This window comes from Flexivirga lutea (assembly GCF_054778955.1).
Genome location: NZ_BAAGZB010000006.1, coordinates 168,251 through 188,648, shown reverse-complemented (window position 1 = coordinate 188,648; position 20,398 = coordinate 168,251). Strand labels below are relative to the sequence as shown.

Sequence of the window (20,398 nt, the reverse complement as noted above, 5' to 3'; positions counted from 1 at the left end):
CCACGGTATCCGGTGTGACCTAGACTGGGGGTATGGCGCGGCGCCGCTCGCTGAAGGCGCGGTCCCGACGGGCGGCATACCGCAGTCGGCGCAAGAGGTCCGCGCGCAGGTCGGGCGCCTCGACCACCGTGTCGATGACCAGGTCGGACGCCAGTCGTTCCAGGTCGACGTCCTGCAGGTATTCGTCACGGCGCGCCTGCACGAACGCAGCGCGCTCCGCCTCGTCCTCGATGGCGGCGATCTTGCCGGCATACACGGCGTTCACGGCCGCCTCCGGACCCATGACCGCGATGCGCGCGGTGGGCAGGGCGATGGTCGCGTCCGGCCCGAAGCCGGGACCGCACATGGCGTAGAGGCCCGCGCCGTACGCCTTGCGCACCACCACGCAGAACTGCGGTACGGTGGCCTCCGACACCGCCGACACCATCTTGGCGCCGTGCCGGATGATCCCGCCGCGCTCGACCTCGGAGCCGATCATGAACCCGGGCACGTCAGCCAGGTAGATCAACGGGATCGAGTAGGCGTCGCACATCCAGATGAAGCGGGTCGCCTTGTCGGCGCTGTCGGTGAAGAGCACACCGCCCTTGGCCGCGGAGTTGTTGGCCACGAAACCCACTGTGCGCCCGTCCATCCGGCCGAAGCCGACGACCAGTTCGGGTGCGAAGAGCGGCTTGATCTCGAAGAACGAGTCGTCGTCGACCAGTCCCTCGATGACGTGATGGATGTCGAAGGGCTGGCTCTCGATCTCCGGCACCGTGGTGTCGGTCAGCGGCACCTCCGGCTCCTCCGCGAGGTATGCCGGAGGCGCCTCCCGCCAGGTGGAGGGCACGTAGGAGAAGAACAGCTTGGCCAGCTCGATGGCCTCGGTGTCGTCCTCGGCGAGCAGGTCGCCCACCCCGGAGACGGTGCAGTGCATCCGGGCGCCGCCCATCTCCTCGAGCGTCACCTTCTCACCGACGACCATCTCCGCCATACGCGGGCTGCCGAGATACATGGAGGCGTTGCCCTCGACCATGATGAGGACGTCGGTGAAGCTGGGGATGTAGGCGCCGCCGGCGGCCGACGGGCCGAAGAGGCAGCAGATCTGCGGCACCTTGCCCGACAGCGCGACCTGGTTGTGGAAGATCCGTCCGGCGCCGCGCCGGCCCGGGAAGAGTTGCACCTGGTCGGTGATCCGCGCGCCGGCCGAGTCGACGAACCAGAAGATCGGCAGTTCCTCGCGCAGCGCCGATTCCGTGGCGCGCACGATCTTCTCGACCGTGCGGGCGCCCCAGGAGCCGGCCTTCACCGTCGGGTCGTTGGCGACCACGATCGCCGGCCGGCCGTCGACGGTGCCGCGACCGGTGACCACGCCGTCGGCCGGCAGATTGCCGGCGGTGGCATTGGCGTAGCGGCCGTCCTCGATGAAGGAGCCCTCGTCGAAGAGCAACGCGATCCGGTCGCGCACGTAGAGCTTGTGCTGCGAGTCGAGCTTGGCGCGCGCCTTGTCCGAGAGCGTCTGCGATGCCTCGTGCGCCGCCGCGAGCCGTTCGCGGACGTCCGCGACCCTCGGGTCAGTCGTCTCGCTCATGCCGGCAAGCCTAGGCCGCGCGCGATCAGCATCCGTTGGACCTCCGAGGTGCCTTCGCCGATCTCCAGGATCTTGGCGTCGCGGTAGAAGCGCGCCACGGGGTACTCCTCCATGAAGCCGTTGCCACCGAAGATCTGGGTGGCGATGCGGGTCGCGGTCACGGCCGACTCGGTGGAGTAGAGCTTGGCGATCGACGCGGCCTGCTTCACCTCGCCCACCGAGCGCCGGCCGGCCTCGAGTTCGTCCTTGAGCCACGCGGCCTTGTAGGTCAGCAGGCGGGACGCCTCGACCATGACGGCGAGGTCGGCCAGCTGGAACGACACGCCCTGGTTGACGGCGATCGGCTTGCCGAAAGCCGTACGGGTCCGGGCGTATTCGGTCGCCGCCTCCAGGCAGGCCTGCGACAGGCCGACGGCGAGCGCCGAGATGGCGATGCGTCCGTCGTCCAGTGTCTTGAGGAACTGTTTGAAGCCCTGTCCGCGCTCCCCCAGCAGGTTCGCTTCGGGCACCACGCAGTTGGAGAACGTCAGGCCATGGGTGTCGGAGATGTGCCAGCCGAGCTTGTGGTATGCCGGCTCGGCCGTGAAGCCGGGTGTGCCGGCGGGGACCATGATGGCGCTGATCTCCGGGCGGCCCTGATCGTCCGTGCCGGTGCGGGCGGTCACGGTGACCACGGAGGTGATGTCGGTGCCGGAGTTGGTGATGAAGGCCTTGGCGCCGTTGATGGTCCACTGCCCGTCGGTCAGCGTCGCCTTGGTGCGGGTGGCACCTGCGTCGGAGCCGGCGTCCGGCTCGGTCAGCCCGAAACCGGCGAGCGCACGACCGGCGACCAGGTCCGGCAGGAAGCGCTGCTTCTGCTCCTCCGAGCCGTAGGTGAGGATCGGGTTGATGCCCAGGCCCATGCCCGCCGACAGGGTGATCCCGATCGACTGGTCGACCCGGCCCAGTTCCTCGATCGCCAGGCACAGGTAGGTGAAGCCGCCCTCCTCCAGGCCGGCGCCGCCATACTCCTCCGGCACGACCAGCCCGAAGAGCCCCAGCTCGCCCATCTTCGGCACGAGGTCGACCGGGAAATGGTGGTCCAGATCCCACTGCGCCACGTGCGGGGCGACCTCCTTCTCCGCGAAGTCGCGCACGACCCGCCGGAATTCCTCGTGCTCCTGGGTCAACTCGAACATGCTGCTGCCAAGTCCTTCGGATCGGGGCCGCCAAGACCAACTGCTTGACGTTAACGTCAACGTAAAGCATGCTTGCCGGTCATGACAACCCCGGAGACGACCCCGGACAGCGGACAGACCTGGACGATCGCCGAGCTCGCCGACGAGTTCGAGGTCACCCACCGGACCATCCGGCACTACGAGGAGCTCGGCCTGATCACCCCCGAGCGGCGCGGCACGGCACGCGTCTTCCACCGCCGCGACCGCACCCGCCTCGCGCTGATCCTGCGCGGCAAGCGCATCGGGTTTCCGCTGGACGAGATACGCACGATCATCGACATGTACGACCAGACGCCCGGGGAACAGGGACAGCTGGAGTACCTCCTGGCGCAGATCGCAGCCCGGCGCCGTGATCTGGAGCAGCGCCGCGCGGACATCGAGCAGACGTTGCGCGACCTGCACGAGGTGGAGGCCCGCTGCCGCAGCGACCTGCGGGCCCTGCGGCACACCTGATCGACCGCGGCAGGCTCTGGTTTCGGCATACTGACTGCCACCATGCCTTCTCGAGTGACCGCTGCCGCGCTGGGCGCCGCCATACTCCTGGGCGCGAGCGCGCCGGCATATGCCGCCACCGACCCGGGCGGTGCGCCGCCCGTCGTACAGTTCAGCACCGCCCGCGGGGACGCCCCGGTGTTGCGTCCCGGGATGCATCGCACGGCCCCGCCGACGGGCCGCACCGAGCGCTATGCGGCGATCACCCGTCCGCAAGGTGGTGCGGTCACGGTCGCCATCTTCGGGTCGATCGACGCCGCGATCACCACCGCCGACGGCAAGAACACCTGCTCCAGCAGCGGTGCCAGCCTGAGCAACGACGTGACCGGCTACACCTTCGTGTATGTCGACCCCGCCCACTCCGAGCGGCAGACCTATCAGCCGGACGAATGCGCGTCGGCGACCGACCTGATCCTGCGGATCAGGTCCGACGACTCGTCGTCGTCCTCCTCGTCCAGTGCAGCAGCAACCGGACCGCTGCAGGTCGCCGTCACCGTCGAGCCCAAGCTGGCCGCGGCCGGGAGCCCGTCCCCCAAGGACCAGCAGAACAAGATCGCCGCGCCCAGCACGAGCACCTCCGCGGCCGAGCGCGCCGTGAGCGACCGGCTGGCCGCGCCGACCAGCCTGGAACCCGGCAGTTACCGGGTGTCGCTCACGCCGGGCCGGCTCGCTGTCGCCCGGGTGCGCGTCGGCTGGGGCCAACGGCTCGCCGCGTCGGTCGACGCGCCACGCAACGGCAGCAATTTCGCACCGTCGGAGTCGCTCGATGTGGCGTTGGCGGCGTTCAGTCCGCAGTGGGCGCCGGTCGGCGGCGGTGACGGCTCGGCATTGCTCTTCAAGGAGGAGTCGACCGAGCGGACCGCGAGCGTCTACACGGCTCCGGTCAACCGCGGCAACAGCAAGGTCGACTACGACACCGCGGGCGACGTCGGCACCTCCCGTGCGCAATGGACGACCGTCGCCGGCTGGTACTACGTGGTGGTCCGCGTCAGCGCCACCCAGCAGGACCAGCAGCCGACCACTCGTAGCTTGCCGGCGCGGCTCAATCTGGCAGTGGTCGGCACGCCGACCGCCGGGCCGACCTACGTGGGTGCGGACGGAACGGCAGCCGCGGCCCCCGCGGCCACCCAGCTGAGTCAGGGCGGGACCAGCGACTCCGCCTCCGGCGCGGCGACCGCGCTGCGCATCGGCGGCTCCGTCTTCGTGGTGACAGCCGCCGCGGCCGTCGTCGCGTTCCTGCGCCGGCGGGCCTGAACGGTGCGGGCAGCTCTCGACGTCCCGCGCGCCGCGCGGGTCCCGGGACGCCCAACCGGGCGCCTCTTACGGGACGACGACTGCACTGCTTGGGCCCGATCCCGTTCTGACGTGCCGGTTCATCGTGGGTGGAACCTCTTGCGGGGTGTCGGTCTCATGCGTCGGCGGTCTATCAGCACATGCCTGAGGAGCTGGAAGGGCTACGTCGAGAGGTCAACGGATGTCGCGATCCTCCTCTTTCGCGACATCCGTTGACCTCTCACCGTCGACTGTGCGACGCTGCACGTTGCAGCGGCCGATCGCCACGCGCCGCGTGACCATCATCGGATCGCGTGTGAAAACGCAGCTACTTGTCGGCACCGTCGTTGTGCCGATCGGCAATCACTTGGCGTGCGCGGTCGCCGATCGGCTACCTGGACCTGGCGCGGCGACAATCCGCTACAGATCGAAGATGACTGCGAGGGTGTTGCGGATCTGCTGAAGGACGACCGGGCCGACATTTCCCCGGTGCGTTGTGATCCTGCTGGTGGCAACTGCTCGTACATGCTGGCACTGAGCAGCCGATGCTGCGTTGAGTCCGTTGCGGTCGTCCGGTTCGATCACGACTTCGGCGCCGCTGTTGCGCAGTGTCCGCGTCAGCGGAACGACCTGCACCACGTTGGGGCCACCACGCAGGATTCTCGCGGCGGTCACAATGAGCGCTGGCCGAACCAGTCCTGCCTCCGAACCGGTTGGTGCACCGAGATCAAGGTCGACGACGTCACCCGGCGTCAGCATCGAGCCAGGAGGTTTCCTCGTCGGTCAGCGGCGCGGCGAGGTCGCGGCCGATGTCATCTTGGTGGAGCAGTCGCACGGCCCGGGACACGGTGTCGGCGACGGTTTGATGCCGTTCGGTGGCGAGCTGTCGTAACTCGTCACGAGTTTGTCGGCTGATCCGGATCGTTGTCGTATCGGACATGGCTCCATCATATTCTCTGTAGATTTATACGTCTACAAATCGCCGCTCACCACGCGACATCATGGATGCGGGCCCAGGCGGATCGCCTGTCGCGGAACCCCCGCAGCTGATCGAATCGACTTCACCCGCAATGCAGCGGGCCACGGGGTGGTCGGGCTCTTGGCGTAGGCGTCAGATGCGGACGCGAATTTCTCGCGCACGACGGTCCTGGAAGCGTCCGCGTGCTCGCGTTTCAGTTGTCGGTAGTCGCTATCGAATGCTGGTGTGGTTGCGAACTTCACTCGGAGTCAAGTCCGTCGAGATGTTCCAGGAAGTTCTCGGTCGAGTCGTGAACTGTTACGCGGCCGGCGTCGACGTGCTCGTCGACCGATGCGGCCACGAGCTACCGACCGTGATCGAATCAGGCGGTCGCAATCGTGAGGGAGAGTTCCGCGACGACGTGGTGCGCATCTCGGCGATCGCAGGCGAGGTGACCGCAATCGCGGTGTCGGCGGTCAAGATACTTGGGTGGTGAAGGTCCCGATCCGTCCTCTGGCTACGTCCCCGTGTTCCACGCCCGCTGAGCGAGTCCACGCCCACCTGCTCGTCGGGAGCCACTATGTGGGTTGACGAGCACGGGGTGTTTCACACCGTCTCGCTTCCCGATCCCTCGCTCCTTGTTGGTGAGTCCGCGGTGCGTTTCATTCGTCGCGCCGGTCCGCTCAGACGACGCCAGCTCCGCAAGATGCTTCACGAGCAGCATCACGCTCGACGAGATCCTTGACTGACTCGGAACGTGGTTGTCGGCGAGGATGTCGCAGGTGGCATGGCAGGCGCTCCCGCCATGGGCCAACGACGTCTCGCCCACGATTTCGCCCTGAATCGCCTCGCGCAGGTCCGCCCGATCTGAACCCCGCTACTTCTGCCAGGTGTAGCCAGTGCCGTCGGCGACGCACTGCAGCGTGCGCTTGCCGGCGGTGTCGTTCTCGAAGGTTCCGGCGTCCTGCCACTGGCAGGTGCCGCCGAGGGTGGCCTGCCCCGGGGTGAGGTCGCCCGTGCTCGGCGAGTGCGGCAGCCAGATGCCCAGCAGCGCGGCGACCGCGACGACAGGGACCAGGGCGAGTCCGACCCGGCGTCCGGTGGACGTGCGCGGCGGCGTGTCGCCGGCCGTAGTCATCGGACGACGCGCAGCGCCCTGGGCGCGGGTCACCTCGTGCGCATGCTGGTGCAGGGCGGCCGCCGGCGCCGTCATCGCCCGATCCGGGGCGACCGGCGCGGCAGCCTGCACGGTGGTGATGCGCGCCGGTATGCCGATCTCCTGCTGGTCGACCCACGTCAGGTCGGCGGTCTCCAACGCGTCGGCCGCGGCGCCCGCCGACGGCGGCCGTCCCCGCGGATCCGGGTCGGCGAGATCGGCGACCACCCGCCACAACAGGTCGGGGATCCCGTCGGGACGGGGCGGCACCTGCTCGCGGCTGCGCCGGATCTCGTCCGGCCGGTGGCCGGTGAGCAACTGGAACGCGACGATGCCGGCGGCATACAGATCGAAGCCGGGCGCCGGGTCCGCGCCGGCCATCTGCTCCGGCGCGAGATACCCGCGGGTACCGAGCACCACGGAAGTGGTCGTCATCCGCGGGGAGTCGACCGGCACCGCGATGCCGAAGTCGGTCAGCATCAGGTGCGGGCGGTGCACACCGGTGGCGGCCAGCAGCAGGTTCGCCGGCTTCACATCCCGGTGTATGACGCCGGCGCCATGCACCGCATCCAGGGCCCGCAACAACTGCCGCAGCAGCTCGGCGACATACCGCGGCGGCAGGGTGCGATGGTCGCGCAGCAGGTCGCTGACCGCGCCGCCGTCCACCATCGGCATGGTGAACAACACCCGATCGTCCTCGCCGGCCCAGCCGATCGGCGTCACGACGTTGGGATGGTGGATGCGCACGCCCTGCTCGCGCATGAAACGCAACAGGGCTCCGGCGTCGGACTGCCGCAACACCTTGGCGGCGAGGATCCGGTCCTGTTTGCGGTCATGGACCTGCCAGACCGAACCCATCCCGCCCTCGCCGATGACGTCGATCAGCTCGTAGCGGCCCGCGAACACCTCTCCCACGGGTCAGCAGCATGCCAGTTCAGCCCAGCCGGCGGCGAACTGCGTTCACCACCCGCCGGGCGAACGGCTGCCTTCAACCGAACTCCCTCGGGTCCGGGCCGGTGCGCAGCCCGCGGTCCAGTCCGGCGATCGCGGTCAGGTCCTCGGCGGACAGCTCGAAGCCGAAGATGTCGAAGTTCTCGGCGATGCGCGAAGGGGTGACCGACTTGGGGATCACCACGTTGCCCAGCTGCAGGTGCCACCGCAGGATGACCTGCGCCGGCGTCCTGCCGTGCCGTTCGGCGATCCGCCCGATCGTCTCGTCGGTCAGCACGTCGCCGCCGGAGGCCAACGGGCTCCACGCCTCGGTGACGATGCCGTGCCGGGCATGGAAGTCCCGCAGCTGCGCCTGCTGCAGGTAGGGGTGCAGCTCGATCTGGTTGATCGCCGGGAACTCACCCAGCTCGTCGTGGACGCGCTGCAGGTGCTCGATCTCGAAGTTGCAGACGCCGGCGGCACGGATGCGGCCGTCGTCGCGCAACTGCATCAGTGCGCGGAAGGTGTCGACGAAGGTGTCCTGCTTCGGCGCCGGCCAGTGCACCAGATAGAGGTCGACCGGACGACCCAGACGCTTCTCCGAGGCGTCGAACGCGCGCAGCGTGGCGTCATACCCCTGGTCGTCGTTCCAGACCTTGGTGGTCAGGAACACCTCGTCGGCCGACAGGTCCGAATCTGCAAGTGCCGCACCGGTGCCCGCCTCATTGCCGTAGATACGCGCGGTGTCGATGTGCCGGTACCCGGTCTGCAGCGCGGTCGTGATCGCGGGGCCGACCTCGTCGTCCGGCACCTGCCAGACGCCGAAGCCCAGTTGCGGGATCGGCACCTCAGTGCCCTTCCCGCGCAGCGCGACGGTGGGCACGTTCTGTCCATCGGTTCCACTCATGTCCGTGCCAACAGTCCGGGCCGCCGGTGTATGCCGCCGCCCGCGGGCCGTCTCACCACCCGAACACGTGACCCGCATCACTCCTCGCTACAGTCGGCGCCATGCCGCAACTGCAGAAGGTTTTGATCGCCAACCGTGGTGAGATCGCGGTGCGAGTCGCCCGCGCCTGCACCGACGCGGGGCTCACCTCGGTGGCCGTCTACGCCGACCCGGACCGGGACGCGCTGCACGTGCGGGTGGCCGACGAGGCCTACTCCCTGGGCGGTTCCACCCCCGCCGACTCCTACCTCGACCAAGCCAAACTGCTCGACGTCGCACAGCGCTCCGGCGCCGACGCGGTCCACCCGGGCTATGGATTCCTTTCCGAGAACGCCGGATTCGCGCAGGCAGTGCTGGACGCCGGACTCACCTGGATCGGCCCTCCCCCGGCCGCGATCGACTCGCTCGGCGACAAGGTCAAGGCGCGCCACATCGCGACCGCCGCCGATGCGCCGCTGGTCCCCGGCACCAAGGATCCGGTCGGCGGGGCCGACGAAGTGGTCGCCTTCGCGCAGGAGCACGGCCTGCCGGTCGCCATCAAGGCGGCGTACGGCGGTGGCGGCCGCGGCCTGAAGGTCGCCCGCAGCATCGAGGAGATCCCCGAACTCTTCGACTCCGCGGTCCGCGAGGCGGTGACCGCGTTCGGACGCGGCGAGTGCTTCGTCGAGCGCTTCCTCGACAAGCCGCGCCACGTCGAAACGCAGTGTCTGGCAGACACGTTCGGCAATGTCGTGGTCGTCTCCACCCGCGACTGCTCGTTGCAGCGACGCAATCAGAAGCTGGTCGAGGAGGCACCTGCGCCATACCTCTCGCAGGAACAGCACGCGGAGTTGCTGCGCGCCTCCAAGGCGATCCTGTCGGCGGCCGGTTACGTCGGTGCCGGCACCTGCGAGTTCCTGATCGGGCAGGACGGCGCGATCAGCTTCCTGGAGGTCAACACCCGCCTGCAGGTCGAGCACCCGGTCTCGGAGGAGGTCACCGGCATCGACCTGGTGCGTGAGCAGTTCCGCATCGCGGCCGGCGAGAAGCTGGGGTATGCCGACCCGGAGCCGCACGCGCACTCCATCGAGTTCCGCATCAACGGCGAGGACGCCGGCCGCGGTTTCCTGCCCGCCCCCGGCACCGTGGAGGTCTTCCGTGCACCGAGCGGCCCCGGTGTGCGGGTCGACTCCGGCGTGGTGTCCGGTGACGTCGTCGGTGGAGCCTTCGACTCGATGCTCGCCAAGCTGATCGTCACCGGACGGACCCGCGCCGAAGCGCTGCAGCGGTCCCGGCGGGCGCTGGCCGAGATGGTCGTCGAAGGGATGCCGACGGTGCTGCCCTTCCACCGGGCCGTCGTGTCGGACCCGGCCTTCGCCACCGATGACGAGACGCCTTTCGCCATACACACGCGGTGGATCGAGACGGAGTTCGACAACCGGATCGAGCCGTATGACGGCACCCCTGCGACCGCCGAGTCGACCGCCCGCCAGTCGTTCGTCGTCGAGGTCGACGGCAGGCGGTTGGAGGTGACGCTGCCGGCCGGCCTGCAACTGGGCGGCGGCGGCGCGTCCGAAGGTCCCGCTCAGCGGCGCGCCCCGAAGCGGTCGCGTGGCGGCTCCGGCACGGCAACCGTGTCCGGTGACGCCCTCACCGCGCCCATGCAGGGCACGATCGTCAAGATCGTGGTGGCCGAGGGCGATCAGGTCGAGGCAGGCGACACGGTCGTCGTCCTGGAGGCGATGAAGATGGAGCAACCCATCACCGCGCACCGCGCGGGCACGGTCGGCTCGATCGGTGCGGCGGTGGGCGACATGGTGCCCGCCGGCGCGGTGCTCGCCACGATCACCGACTAGTTCGGTTCACGCGCCGTCGGCCGCGACGTCCGCGTCGGCGATGGCGCGCAGGACGAGGGTCACCATCGCGCGCAGATAGCCGGGTCGTTCGGCGGCAGAGGTTGCCAGCAGCCCACTGAGCACGACGCCGTCCAGGCTCGCGACGATCGCCTCCGCACGCAGCCGGGGGCTGGTCTTCTCGACGCGGCAGACGATCGACTCGACGATGTCGGTGAGGTTGGTCCGCCAGGCCACGATCGGCTCACTCAACGACGGCGTGCGCCCCGCCTCCAACGCGAGCTCCGACATGGTGACGATCAGGTCCGGATGTTCCGACCAGCGCAGCAGCATTGCGATCGTCGCCTCGATGGCCGGCTCGATGCCTTCGTCCGCCGCCGGGCTAGGCAGTGACGCGCCGAGCGCTCGCACGTCGGCGTGCAGGGCTTGCGCGACGAATTCGCTGAGCGCGGTGAGCAGTGCGAGCCGGGTCCGGTAGTACACCGAGCAGGTGCCCTCCGGCATACCCGCCTCACGGTCGACCGCGCGATGGGTCAGCCCTCGCATCCCCGCACGACCGACGACGACGATGGCGCTGCGCAGCAGAACCTCCTGCCGGGCGGCCGTGCCCTCGGGGGCCTGGCCGGATCGCGGTGCGGCTGTTCTGCGGGCGGACACCCTTGCACCTTCTCATGTGCTCCACCGCGACGTGACGGAGACCACTGGCCGTCGATTTGCCATCCACCACTACAGGCGTAGTGTTGGTGTCACTACAACCGTAGTAACACGACATCAGGAGTTCGCATGATCAACATCAACGCCTTCTTCATCGGCTTCGTGGTCATCAACGCGATAGCGCTCGCGCTCCTCGTGGGCTTCGCCGCCACCTGGGCGACCCGCTTCTTCGCGGCCAACCGCAAGCAGCGCATCGCGCGCCACGAGACCTTCGGTCGCTACTACTCGCAGTTGGCGCTCGGCCACTGACGGGCCATTGATGGACCACTGACCACCTGCGCGCCGGTCGCGCATCCTGCCCGCCGCGGCGGCGCCGCCTCGTTCCTTCCACGAGGCGGCGCCGCTTTTCGCTGCGCGGGCCGGGGAACGTAGATTGGTGTGTCGACCCGCCCGCCGGCAGAACGGAACACGCCGTGACCGTGCTCGTGAGATACGTCATCCTGATCGTCATCGTCGTCGCCGTGGTCTTCGTGCTGCGCACGGTCAAGCCGAAGTTGCGCGAGCAGCGGCACCGCCGCTGGGAGGAAGCCGGCCTGCTCCCCCACCAGGTCGATCCCCACGCGCCGCGCAAGGACACCCCCGAGGACGAACCTCGCGACTGACGGCTGCGCAGCCGTGCCTCAGATGTCGGCTTCGTGCAACCGACGGGCCGCCTCGGCAATCGACCCGGTCATCGACGGATAGACCGAGAACGTGCTGGCCATCTGGTCGACGGTCAGGCGGTTCTGGACCGCCAGGCCGATCGGGTAGATGAGTTCGGAGGCCTGCGGCGCGACGACGACGCCGCCGATGATCGTGGTGCTGCCCGGCCGGACGAAGAGCTTGACGAAGCCGTCGGTGATGTTGCGCATCTTGGCGCGCGGGTTGGTCGACAGCGGAAGCGTCACCACCCTGGCCTCGATGCGGCCCTCCTCGACATCTGCCTGCGAGTAGCCGACCGTCGCGATCTCCGGGTCGGTGAAGATGTTGGCGCACACCCCGCGCAGGTTGAGCGGAGCCACCGCGTCGCCCAACGAGTGGGCCATCGCGATCCGGCCCTGCATGGCCGCCACGGACGCCAACGGTAGGACGCCGGTGCAGTCGCCGGCGGCATACACGCCCTGTGCGGAGGTGCGCGACACCCGGTCGACGAGGATGTGTCCGGAGGACCGCGTCTCGATCCCGAGGCTGTCCAGGCCGATGTCCTGGGTCAGCGGCACGGAGCCCACGGCGAGCAGGACGTGGGAGCCGCGGACCTCGCGGCCGTCCTCGAGGGTGACCACGACCGCGTCACCCTCCCGGCGCGCAGCCGCCATCCGCGAGCGATTGAGCACCTTCATGCCGCGCCGCCGGAAGACGTTCTCGATGACCGTCGCGGCGTCGGCGTCCTCGCCGGGCAGCACTCGGTCACGCGACGACACCAGGGTGACGTCACAACCCAGGCCGAGGTAGGCGTGAGCCAGCTCGGCTCCGGTGACGCCCGAGCCCACCACGATCAGCTTCTCGGGCAGTTCGGTCAGGTCGTAGATCTGCTGCCAGGTCAGGATCCGCTCACCGTCCGGCACTGCGGTGTCCATCACACGCGGGGTGCAGCCGACGGCCAGCAGTATGACGTCGGCGTGCAGTTGCTCGGTCGCGCCGTCGGCGAGCTCGGCGTCCACGCGGCCGGGACCGGCGATGCGGCCGAAACCGTTGACGATCCGGACGCCGACACCCTCCAGCTGGGCCCGGATGTCCCGGCTCTGCGCCTTGGCCAGATCGACGATCCGCTGGTTGACCTGTTGAGCGTGCGCCTCCGCGTGCTGATCGTCCTCGGTGCCCTCGAAGCCGACACCGAGCCGGCCCGCGGACGCGAACCGGGACATGAAGTCCGAGGTGGCGATCAGTGTCTTACTCGGCACGCAGTCGGTCAGCACCGCAGCGCCGCCCAGACCGGTCTGCTCGATGACGGTCACCTGAGCACCGAGTTGCGCGGCGACCAGGGCGGACTCGTAGCCGCCCGGCCCGCCGCCGATGATCACCACATGCTGCTGCCGCCCACTCACAATGGGGCATCTTTCCATGTCGGCGTCCCGGTGCCGCACACGCGTGTGCGCTGTGGATGTGCGCCGCACGGCATACGCTGGCGCCCGTGACTGCATCGACACCACTGGCCGACCCGGCGACCGACCCCTTCGAGATCGCGCAGGCGGCGGCAGCCGTCATCGCCGAGCGCACCGGCTCCGCACGGCACGACATCGCCCTGGTGCTGGGCTCCGGGTGGGGGCAGGCCGCCGACCGCATCGGCGAGACGCTGGCCACCGTGGACAACGCCGACGTGCCCGGTTTCGCCGCAGCGGCCGTCGCCGGCCACTCCAGCGCGATGCGTTCCATCGCCATCGGCGACACCGGGGCCCGCGCCCTGGTCTTCGGCACCCGCACTCACTTCTACGAGGGCAAGGGCGTGCGATCGGTGGTGCACGGCGTGCGCACCGCGGCTGCCGCCGGCTGCCACACGATCGTGCTGACCAACGGCTGCGGCGGCCTCGACCGCTCATGGGGCCCCGGCACGCCGGTGCTGATCCGCGACCAGATCAACCTGACCGCTCACTCGCCCATCGAGGGCCCGAACTTCGTCGACGTCACCGATCTCTACACGCCGCGGCTGCGCGAGATCGCCCGGTCGGTCGACCCATCGCTCGACGAAGGCGTGTATGCCCAGTTCCGCGGGCCGCAGTACGAAACGCCCGCCGAGGTGAAGATGGCCGGCATCCTCGGTGCCGACCTGGTCGGCATGTCGACCGCGCTCGAGGCGATCGCGGCGCGACAAGCAGGCCTGGACATCCTCGGAGTCAGCCTGGTGACCAACCTCGCGGCCGGCATCAGCGACCAGCCGCTGTCGCACCAGGAGGTGATCGAGGCCGGCCGAGCCGCTGCCGCACGGTGCGGCACCTTGCTGGCCGAGGTCGTCGGTCGCATCGCGAGTGAGGAGCGCCCGGCATGACCCTCGACGTGCAGGCCGAGGCACGCGACTGGATGGCCGACGACCCGGACCCGCAGACCCGCGCAGAACTCGAATCCCTCGTCGCCGCCGCGGAATCCGGCGACGCGGCAGCGCTGACCGGCTTGGCGGACCGCTTCGCGGGCCTGCTGGAGTTCGGCACCGCCGGGTTGCGCGGCGCCCTCGGCGCGGGCCCGGCGCGGATGAACCGTGTCGTGGTGATCCGGACGGCGGCGGGCCTGACGGCATACCTGCAGGAGAAGCTGGGCAAGCGCGACGTCACGGTCGTCATCGGGTATGACGCCCGGCACAATTCCGACGTCTTCGCGCGGGACACCGCGGCGGTGGTCGTGGGTGCCGGCGGGCGGGCGATGATCCTGCCGCACACGTTGCCCACACCGGTGCTGGCGTTCATGATCCGCCACCTCGGCGCCGACGCGGGCGTCATGGTGACCGCCAGTCACAACCCGCCCCAGGACAACGGCTACAAGGTCTACCTCGGCGACGGCAGCCAGATCGTCGCCCCCGCGGATGCCGAGATCAGTGCGGCGATCAGCCGCTTCCCCCGGGCAGCCGGTGTCCGACGCGCTGACGACGGTTGGGAGACGCTCGGCGACGATGTGGTGGACGACTACCTCGAAGCGGTCACGCAGGTGGTGCGGCCCGACGGACCACGTGACATCTCGATCGTGCACACCGCTTTGCACGGCGTCGGATCTGCAGTGTTCGCAGCAGCTTTCGAGCGGGCGGGGTTCCCGGCACCTTCGTCGGTGGCCGAGCAGGCCGAGCCCGACCCGGCATTCCCGACCGTGGCGTTCCCCAACCCCGAGGAGCCCGGCGCGATCGACAAGGCGCTGGCCCTGGCCGCCGAGACCGGCGCCGACCTGGTGATCGCGAACGACCCGGATGCCGACCGCTGTGCGGTCGCCGTCCCCCGCGAGACCGGCTGGGCGATGCTGCGCGGTGACGAGGTGGGTGCGCTGCTGGGCGCCTACCTGTTGCAGCGCGGTGTCGCACCCGGCGCCGTCTTCGCCAACTCGATCGTGTCCTCCCGTCTGCTGGCCGCGATGGCCCAGCACGCAGGCGTGCCGCACGCCGAGACCCTCACCGGTTTCAAGTGGATCAGCCGGGTGCCCGGTCTCGCCTACGGCTACGAGGAGGCACTCGGCTACTGCGTCGACCCGGGTGCGGTGCGTGACAAGGACGGCATCAGCGCGGCCCTGCTCATCGCCGAGTTCGCCGCGCAGTGCAAGGCCGCCGGCACGACGCTCGACGACGTGCTGATCGACCTCGCAGCCACGCACGGCACGCATGCGACCGACAGCTTCTCGGTCCGCGTCGAGGACCTGTCGCTCATCACCGACATCATGGCGCGACTGCGCGCGAACCCGCCGGAGAATGTTGCCGGACAAGCCGTTTCGCAGGTTGACGATCTCGCGCTCGGCGCGGGCGGACTGCCGCCCACCGAGGGGCTGCGTTACTTCCTCGCCGACGACACGCGGATCATCGTCCGGCCCAGCGGGACCGAACCGAAGCTGAAGATCTACCTGGAGACGATCGACGGGGACCCGGCGATCGCGGTCCGCAAGCTGACCGCCGTACGCACCGAGTTCGAGCGACTCACCGCCGCCGGATAGTCACCTCGCCGGTGGGCACCCGCCGTCAGACCGAGACCGCCACGAGCACGAAGATCACCGCGAGCGCGAGAGCCGCGATCGCCGGCCACGCCGGCGACGCGACCAGTTCGTCCTGTGCCTGCAGCGACGGATCGTGCTGGACGGCCCGCGTGTAGTCCTCCTGCCCGGTCCGTATGGCGGCGGCGACACCCGCCGCCGACCCGGGACGTGCCTCCATGACGGACGCGGTGGGGTTCTCCAGGTCGATCTTGCCCATCCCCGGGCCGGAGTGCAGGCCGCGACGAGTGTTGACCCGCCGTGGACGCTGGGCGGTGATGGCCCAGGACCCGTAGCCCTTGCCGTGCGCGTCGTACACCTTGAGGTTCCAACGCTGTTCGATCAGATCGATGGCCGGCCATCCACCACGCACGTCGCGCACCAGATTGCGCATCACCACGCCGGCCTGGGTCAGCTGCAGGCACGGACGCAGGAACACCACCCAGATCAGCAGCAGTCCGGCGAGCGGCCACAGCAGCTGGGCCGGCTTGCTCAGTCCGGAGTCGAGGAGGATCAGCACGACGAAGGCGGCGCACGCCACGGCGAGCACGATGCCGGGGGCGAGCATGGCGGGCTGCCGGTAGGTCCGGCGCGGCCCGGACGCAGCGGTGCTGCGCCGGGGAAGAGTGAAGGGCATGACAGGTACGCTGCACCAGTGAGCCCATCATCTGCAACGTCGCGGGCCCGGGACATGCTCGGCGTCGCCTCCCTGACCACCAGAGCACTGCGCACCTGGCTGCACGGATTGCCCGGCGTGGACCAGGTCGGCATCGAGGCACGAGCCGCCGCGCTGGCCACCCGATCGATCAAGACGACGAGCAAGGCCTGGGCGATCGACACGGCGATCGGCATGATCGACCTGACCACCCTCGAGGGGGCGGACACCCCCGGCAAGGTGCGCAGCCTGTGCGCCAAGGCCCAGCTGCCCGACCCCACCGACCTGGACACGCCCCAGGTCGCCGCCGTCTGCGTGTATGGCGACATGGTCGCCGTCGCCAAGGAGGCACTGGGCGACAGCGGCATCCACGTGGCGGCCGTCGCCACCGCATTCCCCTCCGGGCGGGCGAGCCTGGCGGTCAAGCTGGCCGACACCAAGGACGCGGTGAAGGCGGGTGCCGACGAGATCGACATGGTCATCGACCGCGGCGCGTTCCTCGCCGGCGACTACCGGCTGGTGTTCGACCAGATCGTCGCGGTCAAGGAGGCTTGCGCGCGGCCGGGCGACCAGCCCGACGCACACCTGAAGGTGATCCTGGAGACCGGCGAGCTGGCGACGTACGACAACGTGCGTCGCGCCTCGTGGCTGGCGATGCTGGCCGGCGCCGACTTCATCAAGACCTCCACGGGCAAGGTGCAGCCGGCCGCCACCATGCCGGTCACCCTGCTGATGCTCGAAGCCGTCCGCGACTGGCGGGAACTCACCGGTGAGCTGGTCGGCGTGAAGCCGGCGGGCGGCATACGCACCAGCAAGGACGCGCTGCGCTACCTGGTCATGGTCAGCGAGATCGCCGGCGAGGACTGGCTGACCCCGCAGTGGTTCCGCTTCGGCGCCTCCAGCTTGTTGACCGACCTGCTGCTGCAACGCCAGAAGCTGCGCACCGGGGCCTACTCCGGCGCCGACTACGTCACGATTGACTGAAAGATCAGTAATGACACCTAAATTCGAATACGCGCCGGCACCGGAGTCGCGTTCCGTCGTCGACATCGCCTCGTCCTACGGGCTGTTCATCGGCGGCGAGTTCGTCGACGCGGCCGAGGGCACGTCGTTCAAGACGGTCAACCCGGCCACCGAGGAGAAGCTCGCCGACGTCTCGGAGGCGAGCGCCGCCGACGTCGACAGGGCGGTGCGGGCCGCCCGCCGAGCCTACGACCGGAGCTGGAGCCGCCTGTCGGGTGCCGAGCGCGGCAAATACCTCTTCCGGATCGCGCGCATCCTGGCCGAGCGCGCCCGTGAGTTCGCCGTGCTGGAGACCCTCGACAACGGCAAGCCGATCAAGGAGTCGCGCGACGTCGACGTCCCCACCGCGGCGGCGCACTTCTTCTACCACGCCGGCTGGGCCGACAAGCTGGAGTACGCCGGGCTGGGGAGCAACCCGCGCCCGCTCGGGGTCGTCGGACAGGTCATCCCATGGAACTTCCCGCTGCTGATGCTGGCCTGGAAGATCGCACCGGCGCTGGCGACCGGCAACACCGTGGTGCTCAAGCCCGCCGAGACCACACCGCTGACGGCGTTGCTGTTCGCCGACGTGTGCCAGCAGGCGGACCTGCCAGCGGGTGTCGTCAACATCGTCACCGGCGCCGGCGCGACCGGCCAAGCGCTCGTGGAGCATCCTGGCATCGACAAGATCGCGTTCACCGGGTCGACCGACGTGGGCAAGTCGATCGCCCGGACCATCGCCGGCACCCGCAAGCGACTCACCCTCGAGCTGGGTGGCAAGGCGGCCAACATCGTCTTCGACGACGCGCCGATCGACCAAGCCGTCGAGGGCATCGTCAACGGCATCTTCTTCAACCAGGGCCACGTGTGCTGCGCCGGCAGCCGGCTGCTGGTGCAGGAGTCGGTCGCGGACGACGTCATACATCGCCTGCAGCGGCGCCTGGCGACGCTGCGAGTTGGTGACCCGATGGACAAGAACACCGACGTCGGGGCGATCAACTCGGCCGCGCAACTCGCCCGGATCAACGAACTCGTGGCGGTCGGCGAGGCCGAGGGCGCGCAGCGCTGGAGTCCGCAATGCTCGCTGCCCGAGCGCGGATACTGGTTCCCGCCCACGGTTTTCACCGGTGTCTCGCAAGCGCACCGGATTGCGCAGGAGGAGATCTTCGGGCCGGTCCTGTCCGTGCTGACCTTCCGCACGCCGGACGAAGCGATCGCGAAGGCCAACAACACTCCCTACGGCCTGTCCGCCGGCATCTGGACCGAGAAGGGGTCGCGGATCCTAGCCGTCGCCGACCGGCTCCGTGCCGGCGTCGTATGGGCCAACACCTTCAACCGCTTCGACCCGACGTCGCCGTTCGGCGGCTACAAGGAGAGCGGCTACGGCCGCGAAGGCGGCCGGCAAGGCCTCGCCGCCTACCTGGACACGGAAGGAACGCACTGATGGCCCGCCTCGAGGTGCGCAAGACCTACAAGCTCTACATCGGCGGCAAGTTCCCGCGGTCCGAGTCGGGCCGGTCCTACGAGGTCGTCTCCTCCGGCCGTGCCCCCAAGTTCCTGGCCAACGCGGCGCAAGGGTCGCGCAAGGACATCCGGGACGCGGTGGTCGCGGCCCGCGCCGCCGTCAAGGGCTGGTCGGGAGCCACGGCATACAACCGCGGGCAGGTGCTCTACCGCGTGGGCGAGATCCTGGAGGGACGGCGCGAGCAGTTCATCGCCGAGGTGTCCGCGAGCGAGGGGCTGACCAAGCCGCAGGCGACCCGGATCGTGGACGCCGCCATCGACCGGTGGGTCTGGTATGCCGGGTGGCCCGACAAGCTGCCGCAGGTGCTGGGCAACCTCAACCCGGTGGCCGGCCCGTACTTCGACATCTCCGCACCGGAGCCAACCGGTGTGGTGGGCATCGTTGCGCCGCAGCAGAGTTCGCTGCTCGGCCTGGTGTCGGTGGTCGCGCCCGCGATCGTGTCGGGCAACACGGTGGTGGTCGTCACGAGCGAGGAACGTCCGTTGCCGGCCATCTCGCTGGGTGAGGTGCTGGCCACCTCGGACGTGCCCGGCGGTGTCGTCAACATCGTCACCGGCCGGACCGCCGAGCTGGCTCCGTGGCTGGCGTCGCACGCCGACGTCAACGCGATCGATCTGGCCGGTGCGACCGAGATCGGCTGGGGCGAGTTGGAGGCGGCCGCCGCGGACACCGTCAAGCGGGTCGTGCGGCCCGCCGGCGACGTCAGCGCCGCCGTGGAGCCGGACTGGCTGGCGGCTCCCGACCTGTCCCGGATGACCGCGTTCCTAGAGACCAAGACCGTCTGGCACCCCAAGGGCTTGTGATCACCCCACAAAGTTCGGCTCCGCCGCTTCGCTCCCCCGCCGATACTTTGCGGGGACCCCGATTCTCGAATACCGGTGATTCCGTTGGCTGAATCACGTGCCCGCGTCCTCGTCCTCGGCGGCCCCAGCGGCTCCGGCAAGTCCCGTTGGGCCGCGCACCTGTCCCGCGAACACCGGTGGCCGATCGTCCGATTGGACGATTTCTACAAGGACGCCGGCGACCCGACGTTGCCGATGTCGTCCTTGGGGATCGCCGACTGGGACGATGTGCGGTCGTGGCGCTGCGAGGACGCGGTCGACGCGCTGGAGCGGTTGTGCCGGACGGGCGAACTGGTGGCGCCGGTCTACGACATCTCCGCCTCGGCGGCCACCGGCACCCAGCACGTGCGACTCGACGATGCCGATACGGTGATCGCGGAGGGCATCTTCGCGCCATACGTCATCGAGCCGCTGCGGGAGCGCGGCCTGCTCGCCGGCGCCTACTGCGTCCATCACAACCGCTGGATCACCTTCGTGCGCAGGCTGATCCGGGACCTGTCCGAACACCGCAAGCCGCCGCTCGTGCTGGTCCGCCGCGGTCTGCGGCTGGCACGCGCCGAGCCGGGCATCGTCCGGCAGCAGCTGCGTCTGGGCGCGGAGCCGATCCGGCCGAAGGAACTCGCGCGCCGACTTGCGCAACGGCCCTGAGCGGACC

20 protein-coding genes are annotated in these 20,398 nt (G+C 69.5%); 11 read left to right on the top strand and 9 right to left on the bottom strand.

The window, feature by feature from the left end; genetic code table 11:
* Positions 1–19: 19 nt before the first annotated feature.
* The gene (locus tag ACYVBN_RS17935; protein ID WP_460601697.1) at positions 20–1,570 is read right to left on the bottom strand and encodes an acyl-CoA carboxylase subunit beta; all 1,551 of its coding nucleotides are present in this window, start codon (positions 1,568–1,570) and stop codon (positions 20–22) included.
* Positions 1,567–2,748: an acyl-CoA dehydrogenase family protein gene (locus ACYVBN_RS17930; RefSeq protein ID WP_460601696.1), complete on the bottom strand. Its 1,182-nt coding sequence runs from the start codon at positions 2,746–2,748 to the stop codon at positions 1,567–1,569. The genes ACYVBN_RS17935 and ACYVBN_RS17930 overlap by 4 nt, the downstream gene beginning before the upstream one ends.
* Before the next feature lie 81 nt (positions 2,749–2,829).
* On the opposite strand from ACYVBN_RS17930, the gene ACYVBN_RS17925 reads away from it, so the two are divergent.
* Both ACYVBN_RS17925 and ACYVBN_RS17920 read left to right on the top strand, forming a co-directional pair.
* Complete coding sequence (locus tag ACYVBN_RS17925; protein WP_460601695.1) at positions 2,830–3,240, top strand: MerR family transcriptional regulator; 411 nt, start codon at positions 2,830–2,832, stop codon at positions 3,238–3,240.
* 42 nt (positions 3,241–3,282) lie between these two features.
* Entirely contained in the window at positions 3,283–4,533 is a 1,251-nt protein-coding gene (locus tag ACYVBN_RS17920) for a hypothetical protein (protein ID WP_460601694.1), read from the top strand.
* 438 nt (positions 4,534–4,971) lie between these two features.
* Here ACYVBN_RS17920 and ACYVBN_RS17915 read toward each other — a convergent pair whose 3' ends face one another.
* From ACYVBN_RS17915 to ACYVBN_RS17900, 4 genes are all read right to left on the bottom strand, one after another.
* Complete coding sequence (locus tag ACYVBN_RS17915; RefSeq protein WP_460601693.1) at positions 4,972–5,310, bottom strand: type II toxin-antitoxin system PemK/MazF family toxin; 339 nt, start codon at positions 5,308–5,310, stop codon at positions 4,972–4,974.
* Positions 5,294–5,491 carry a hypothetical protein gene (locus ACYVBN_RS17910; protein ID WP_440283553.1) on the bottom strand — a complete coding sequence of 66 codons (198 nt, stop codon included), beginning with the start codon at positions 5,489–5,491 and terminating at the stop codon, positions 5,294–5,296. Before ACYVBN_RS17910 ends, ACYVBN_RS17915 begins: the two co-directional genes overlap by 17 nt.
* Before the next feature lie 895 nt (positions 5,492–6,386).
* Positions 6,387–7,580, bottom strand: coding sequence for a serine/threonine-protein kinase (locus tag ACYVBN_RS17905; protein ID WP_460601692.1), 1,194 nt, complete (start codon positions 7,578–7,580; stop codon positions 6,387–6,389).
* A 73-nt stretch (positions 7,581–7,653) separates the two neighbouring features.
* A complete protein-coding gene (locus ACYVBN_RS17900) occupies positions 7,654–8,502 on the bottom strand; it encodes an aldo/keto reductase (protein ID WP_460601691.1) in 849 nt (282 codons plus the stop codon).
* A gap of 101 nt (positions 8,503–8,603) precedes the next feature.
* Between ACYVBN_RS17900 and ACYVBN_RS17895 the strand changes: the two genes are divergently transcribed.
* A complete protein-coding gene (locus ACYVBN_RS17895; protein ID WP_460601690.1) occupies positions 8,604–10,376 on the top strand; it encodes an acetyl/propionyl/methylcrotonyl-CoA carboxylase subunit alpha in 1,773 nt (590 codons plus the stop codon).
* A 6-nt stretch (positions 10,377–10,382) separates the two neighbouring features.
* Here ACYVBN_RS17895 and ACYVBN_RS17890 read toward each other — a convergent pair whose 3' ends face one another.
* Entirely contained in the window at positions 10,383–11,030 is a 648-nt protein-coding gene (locus tag ACYVBN_RS17890) for a TetR/AcrR family transcriptional regulator (RefSeq protein ID WP_460601689.1), read from the bottom strand.
* Between the two features lie 126 nt (positions 11,031–11,156).
* On the opposite strand from ACYVBN_RS17890, the gene ACYVBN_RS17885 reads away from it, so the two are divergent.
* Together ACYVBN_RS17885 and ACYVBN_RS17880 are read left to right on the top strand one after the other, a co-directional pair.
* Complete coding sequence (locus ACYVBN_RS17885; protein ID WP_440283548.1) at positions 11,157–11,336, top strand: hypothetical protein; 180 nt, start codon at positions 11,157–11,159, stop codon at positions 11,334–11,336.
* 164 nt (positions 11,337–11,500) lie between these two features.
* Entirely contained in the window at positions 11,501–11,689 is a 189-nt protein-coding gene (locus ACYVBN_RS17880) for a hypothetical protein (RefSeq protein WP_440283547.1), read from the top strand.
* A gap of 18 nt (positions 11,690–11,707) precedes the next feature.
* Here ACYVBN_RS17880 and ACYVBN_RS17875 read toward each other — a convergent pair whose 3' ends face one another.
* Positions 11,708–13,129, bottom strand: a complete 1,422-nt coding sequence (locus ACYVBN_RS17875) for an NAD(P)H-quinone dehydrogenase (RefSeq protein ID WP_460601688.1) — start codon at positions 13,127–13,129, stop codon at positions 11,708–11,710.
* A gap of 68 nt (positions 13,130–13,197) precedes the next feature.
* Here ACYVBN_RS17875 and ACYVBN_RS17870 point away from each other — a divergent pair, with 68 nt between their 5' ends.
* Complete coding sequence (locus ACYVBN_RS17870) at positions 13,198–14,049, top strand: purine-nucleoside phosphorylase (RefSeq protein WP_460601687.1); 852 nt, start codon at positions 13,198–13,200, stop codon at positions 14,047–14,049.
* Entirely contained in the window at positions 14,046–15,683 is a 1,638-nt protein-coding gene (locus tag ACYVBN_RS17865) for a phospho-sugar mutase (RefSeq protein ID WP_460601686.1), read from the top strand. Before ACYVBN_RS17870 ends, ACYVBN_RS17865 begins: the two co-directional genes overlap by 4 nt.
* A gap of 25 nt (positions 15,684–15,708) precedes the next feature.
* On the opposite strand, the gene ACYVBN_RS17860 is transcribed toward ACYVBN_RS17865, so the two are convergent.
* Positions 15,709–16,356: a hypothetical protein gene (locus ACYVBN_RS17860; RefSeq protein WP_440283541.1), complete on the bottom strand. Its 648-nt coding sequence runs from the start codon at positions 16,354–16,356 to the stop codon at positions 15,709–15,711.
* 54 nt (positions 16,357–16,410) lie between these two features.
* Here ACYVBN_RS17860 and deoC point away from each other — a divergent pair, with 54 nt between their 5' ends.
* The 4 genes from deoC to ACYVBN_RS17840 all read left to right on the top strand — a co-directional run bounded on the left by deoC (position 16,411) and on the right by ACYVBN_RS17840 (position 20,391).
* A complete protein-coding gene (gene deoC, locus ACYVBN_RS17855) occupies positions 16,411–17,358 on the top strand; it encodes a deoxyribose-phosphate aldolase (RefSeq protein ID WP_440283559.1) in 948 nt (315 codons plus the stop codon).
* A gap of 10 nt (positions 17,359–17,368) precedes the next feature.
* The gene (locus tag ACYVBN_RS17850) at positions 17,369–18,820 is read left to right on the top strand and encodes an aldehyde dehydrogenase family protein (protein ID WP_460601685.1); all 1,452 of its coding nucleotides are present in this window, start codon (positions 17,369–17,371) and stop codon (positions 18,818–18,820) included.
* On the top strand, positions 18,820–19,704 hold the full coding sequence (locus ACYVBN_RS17845; RefSeq protein WP_460601684.1) for an aldehyde dehydrogenase family protein: 885 nt from the start codon (positions 18,820–18,822) through the stop codon (positions 19,702–19,704). Before ACYVBN_RS17850 ends, ACYVBN_RS17845 begins: the two co-directional genes overlap by 1 nt.
* Positions 19,705–19,779: 75 nt before the next feature.
* The gene (locus ACYVBN_RS17840) at positions 19,780–20,391 is read left to right on the top strand and encodes an AAA family ATPase (protein ID WP_460601683.1); all 612 of its coding nucleotides are present in this window, start codon (positions 19,780–19,782) and stop codon (positions 20,389–20,391) included.
* The last annotated feature ends 7 nt before the right edge of the window (positions 20,392–20,398 follow it).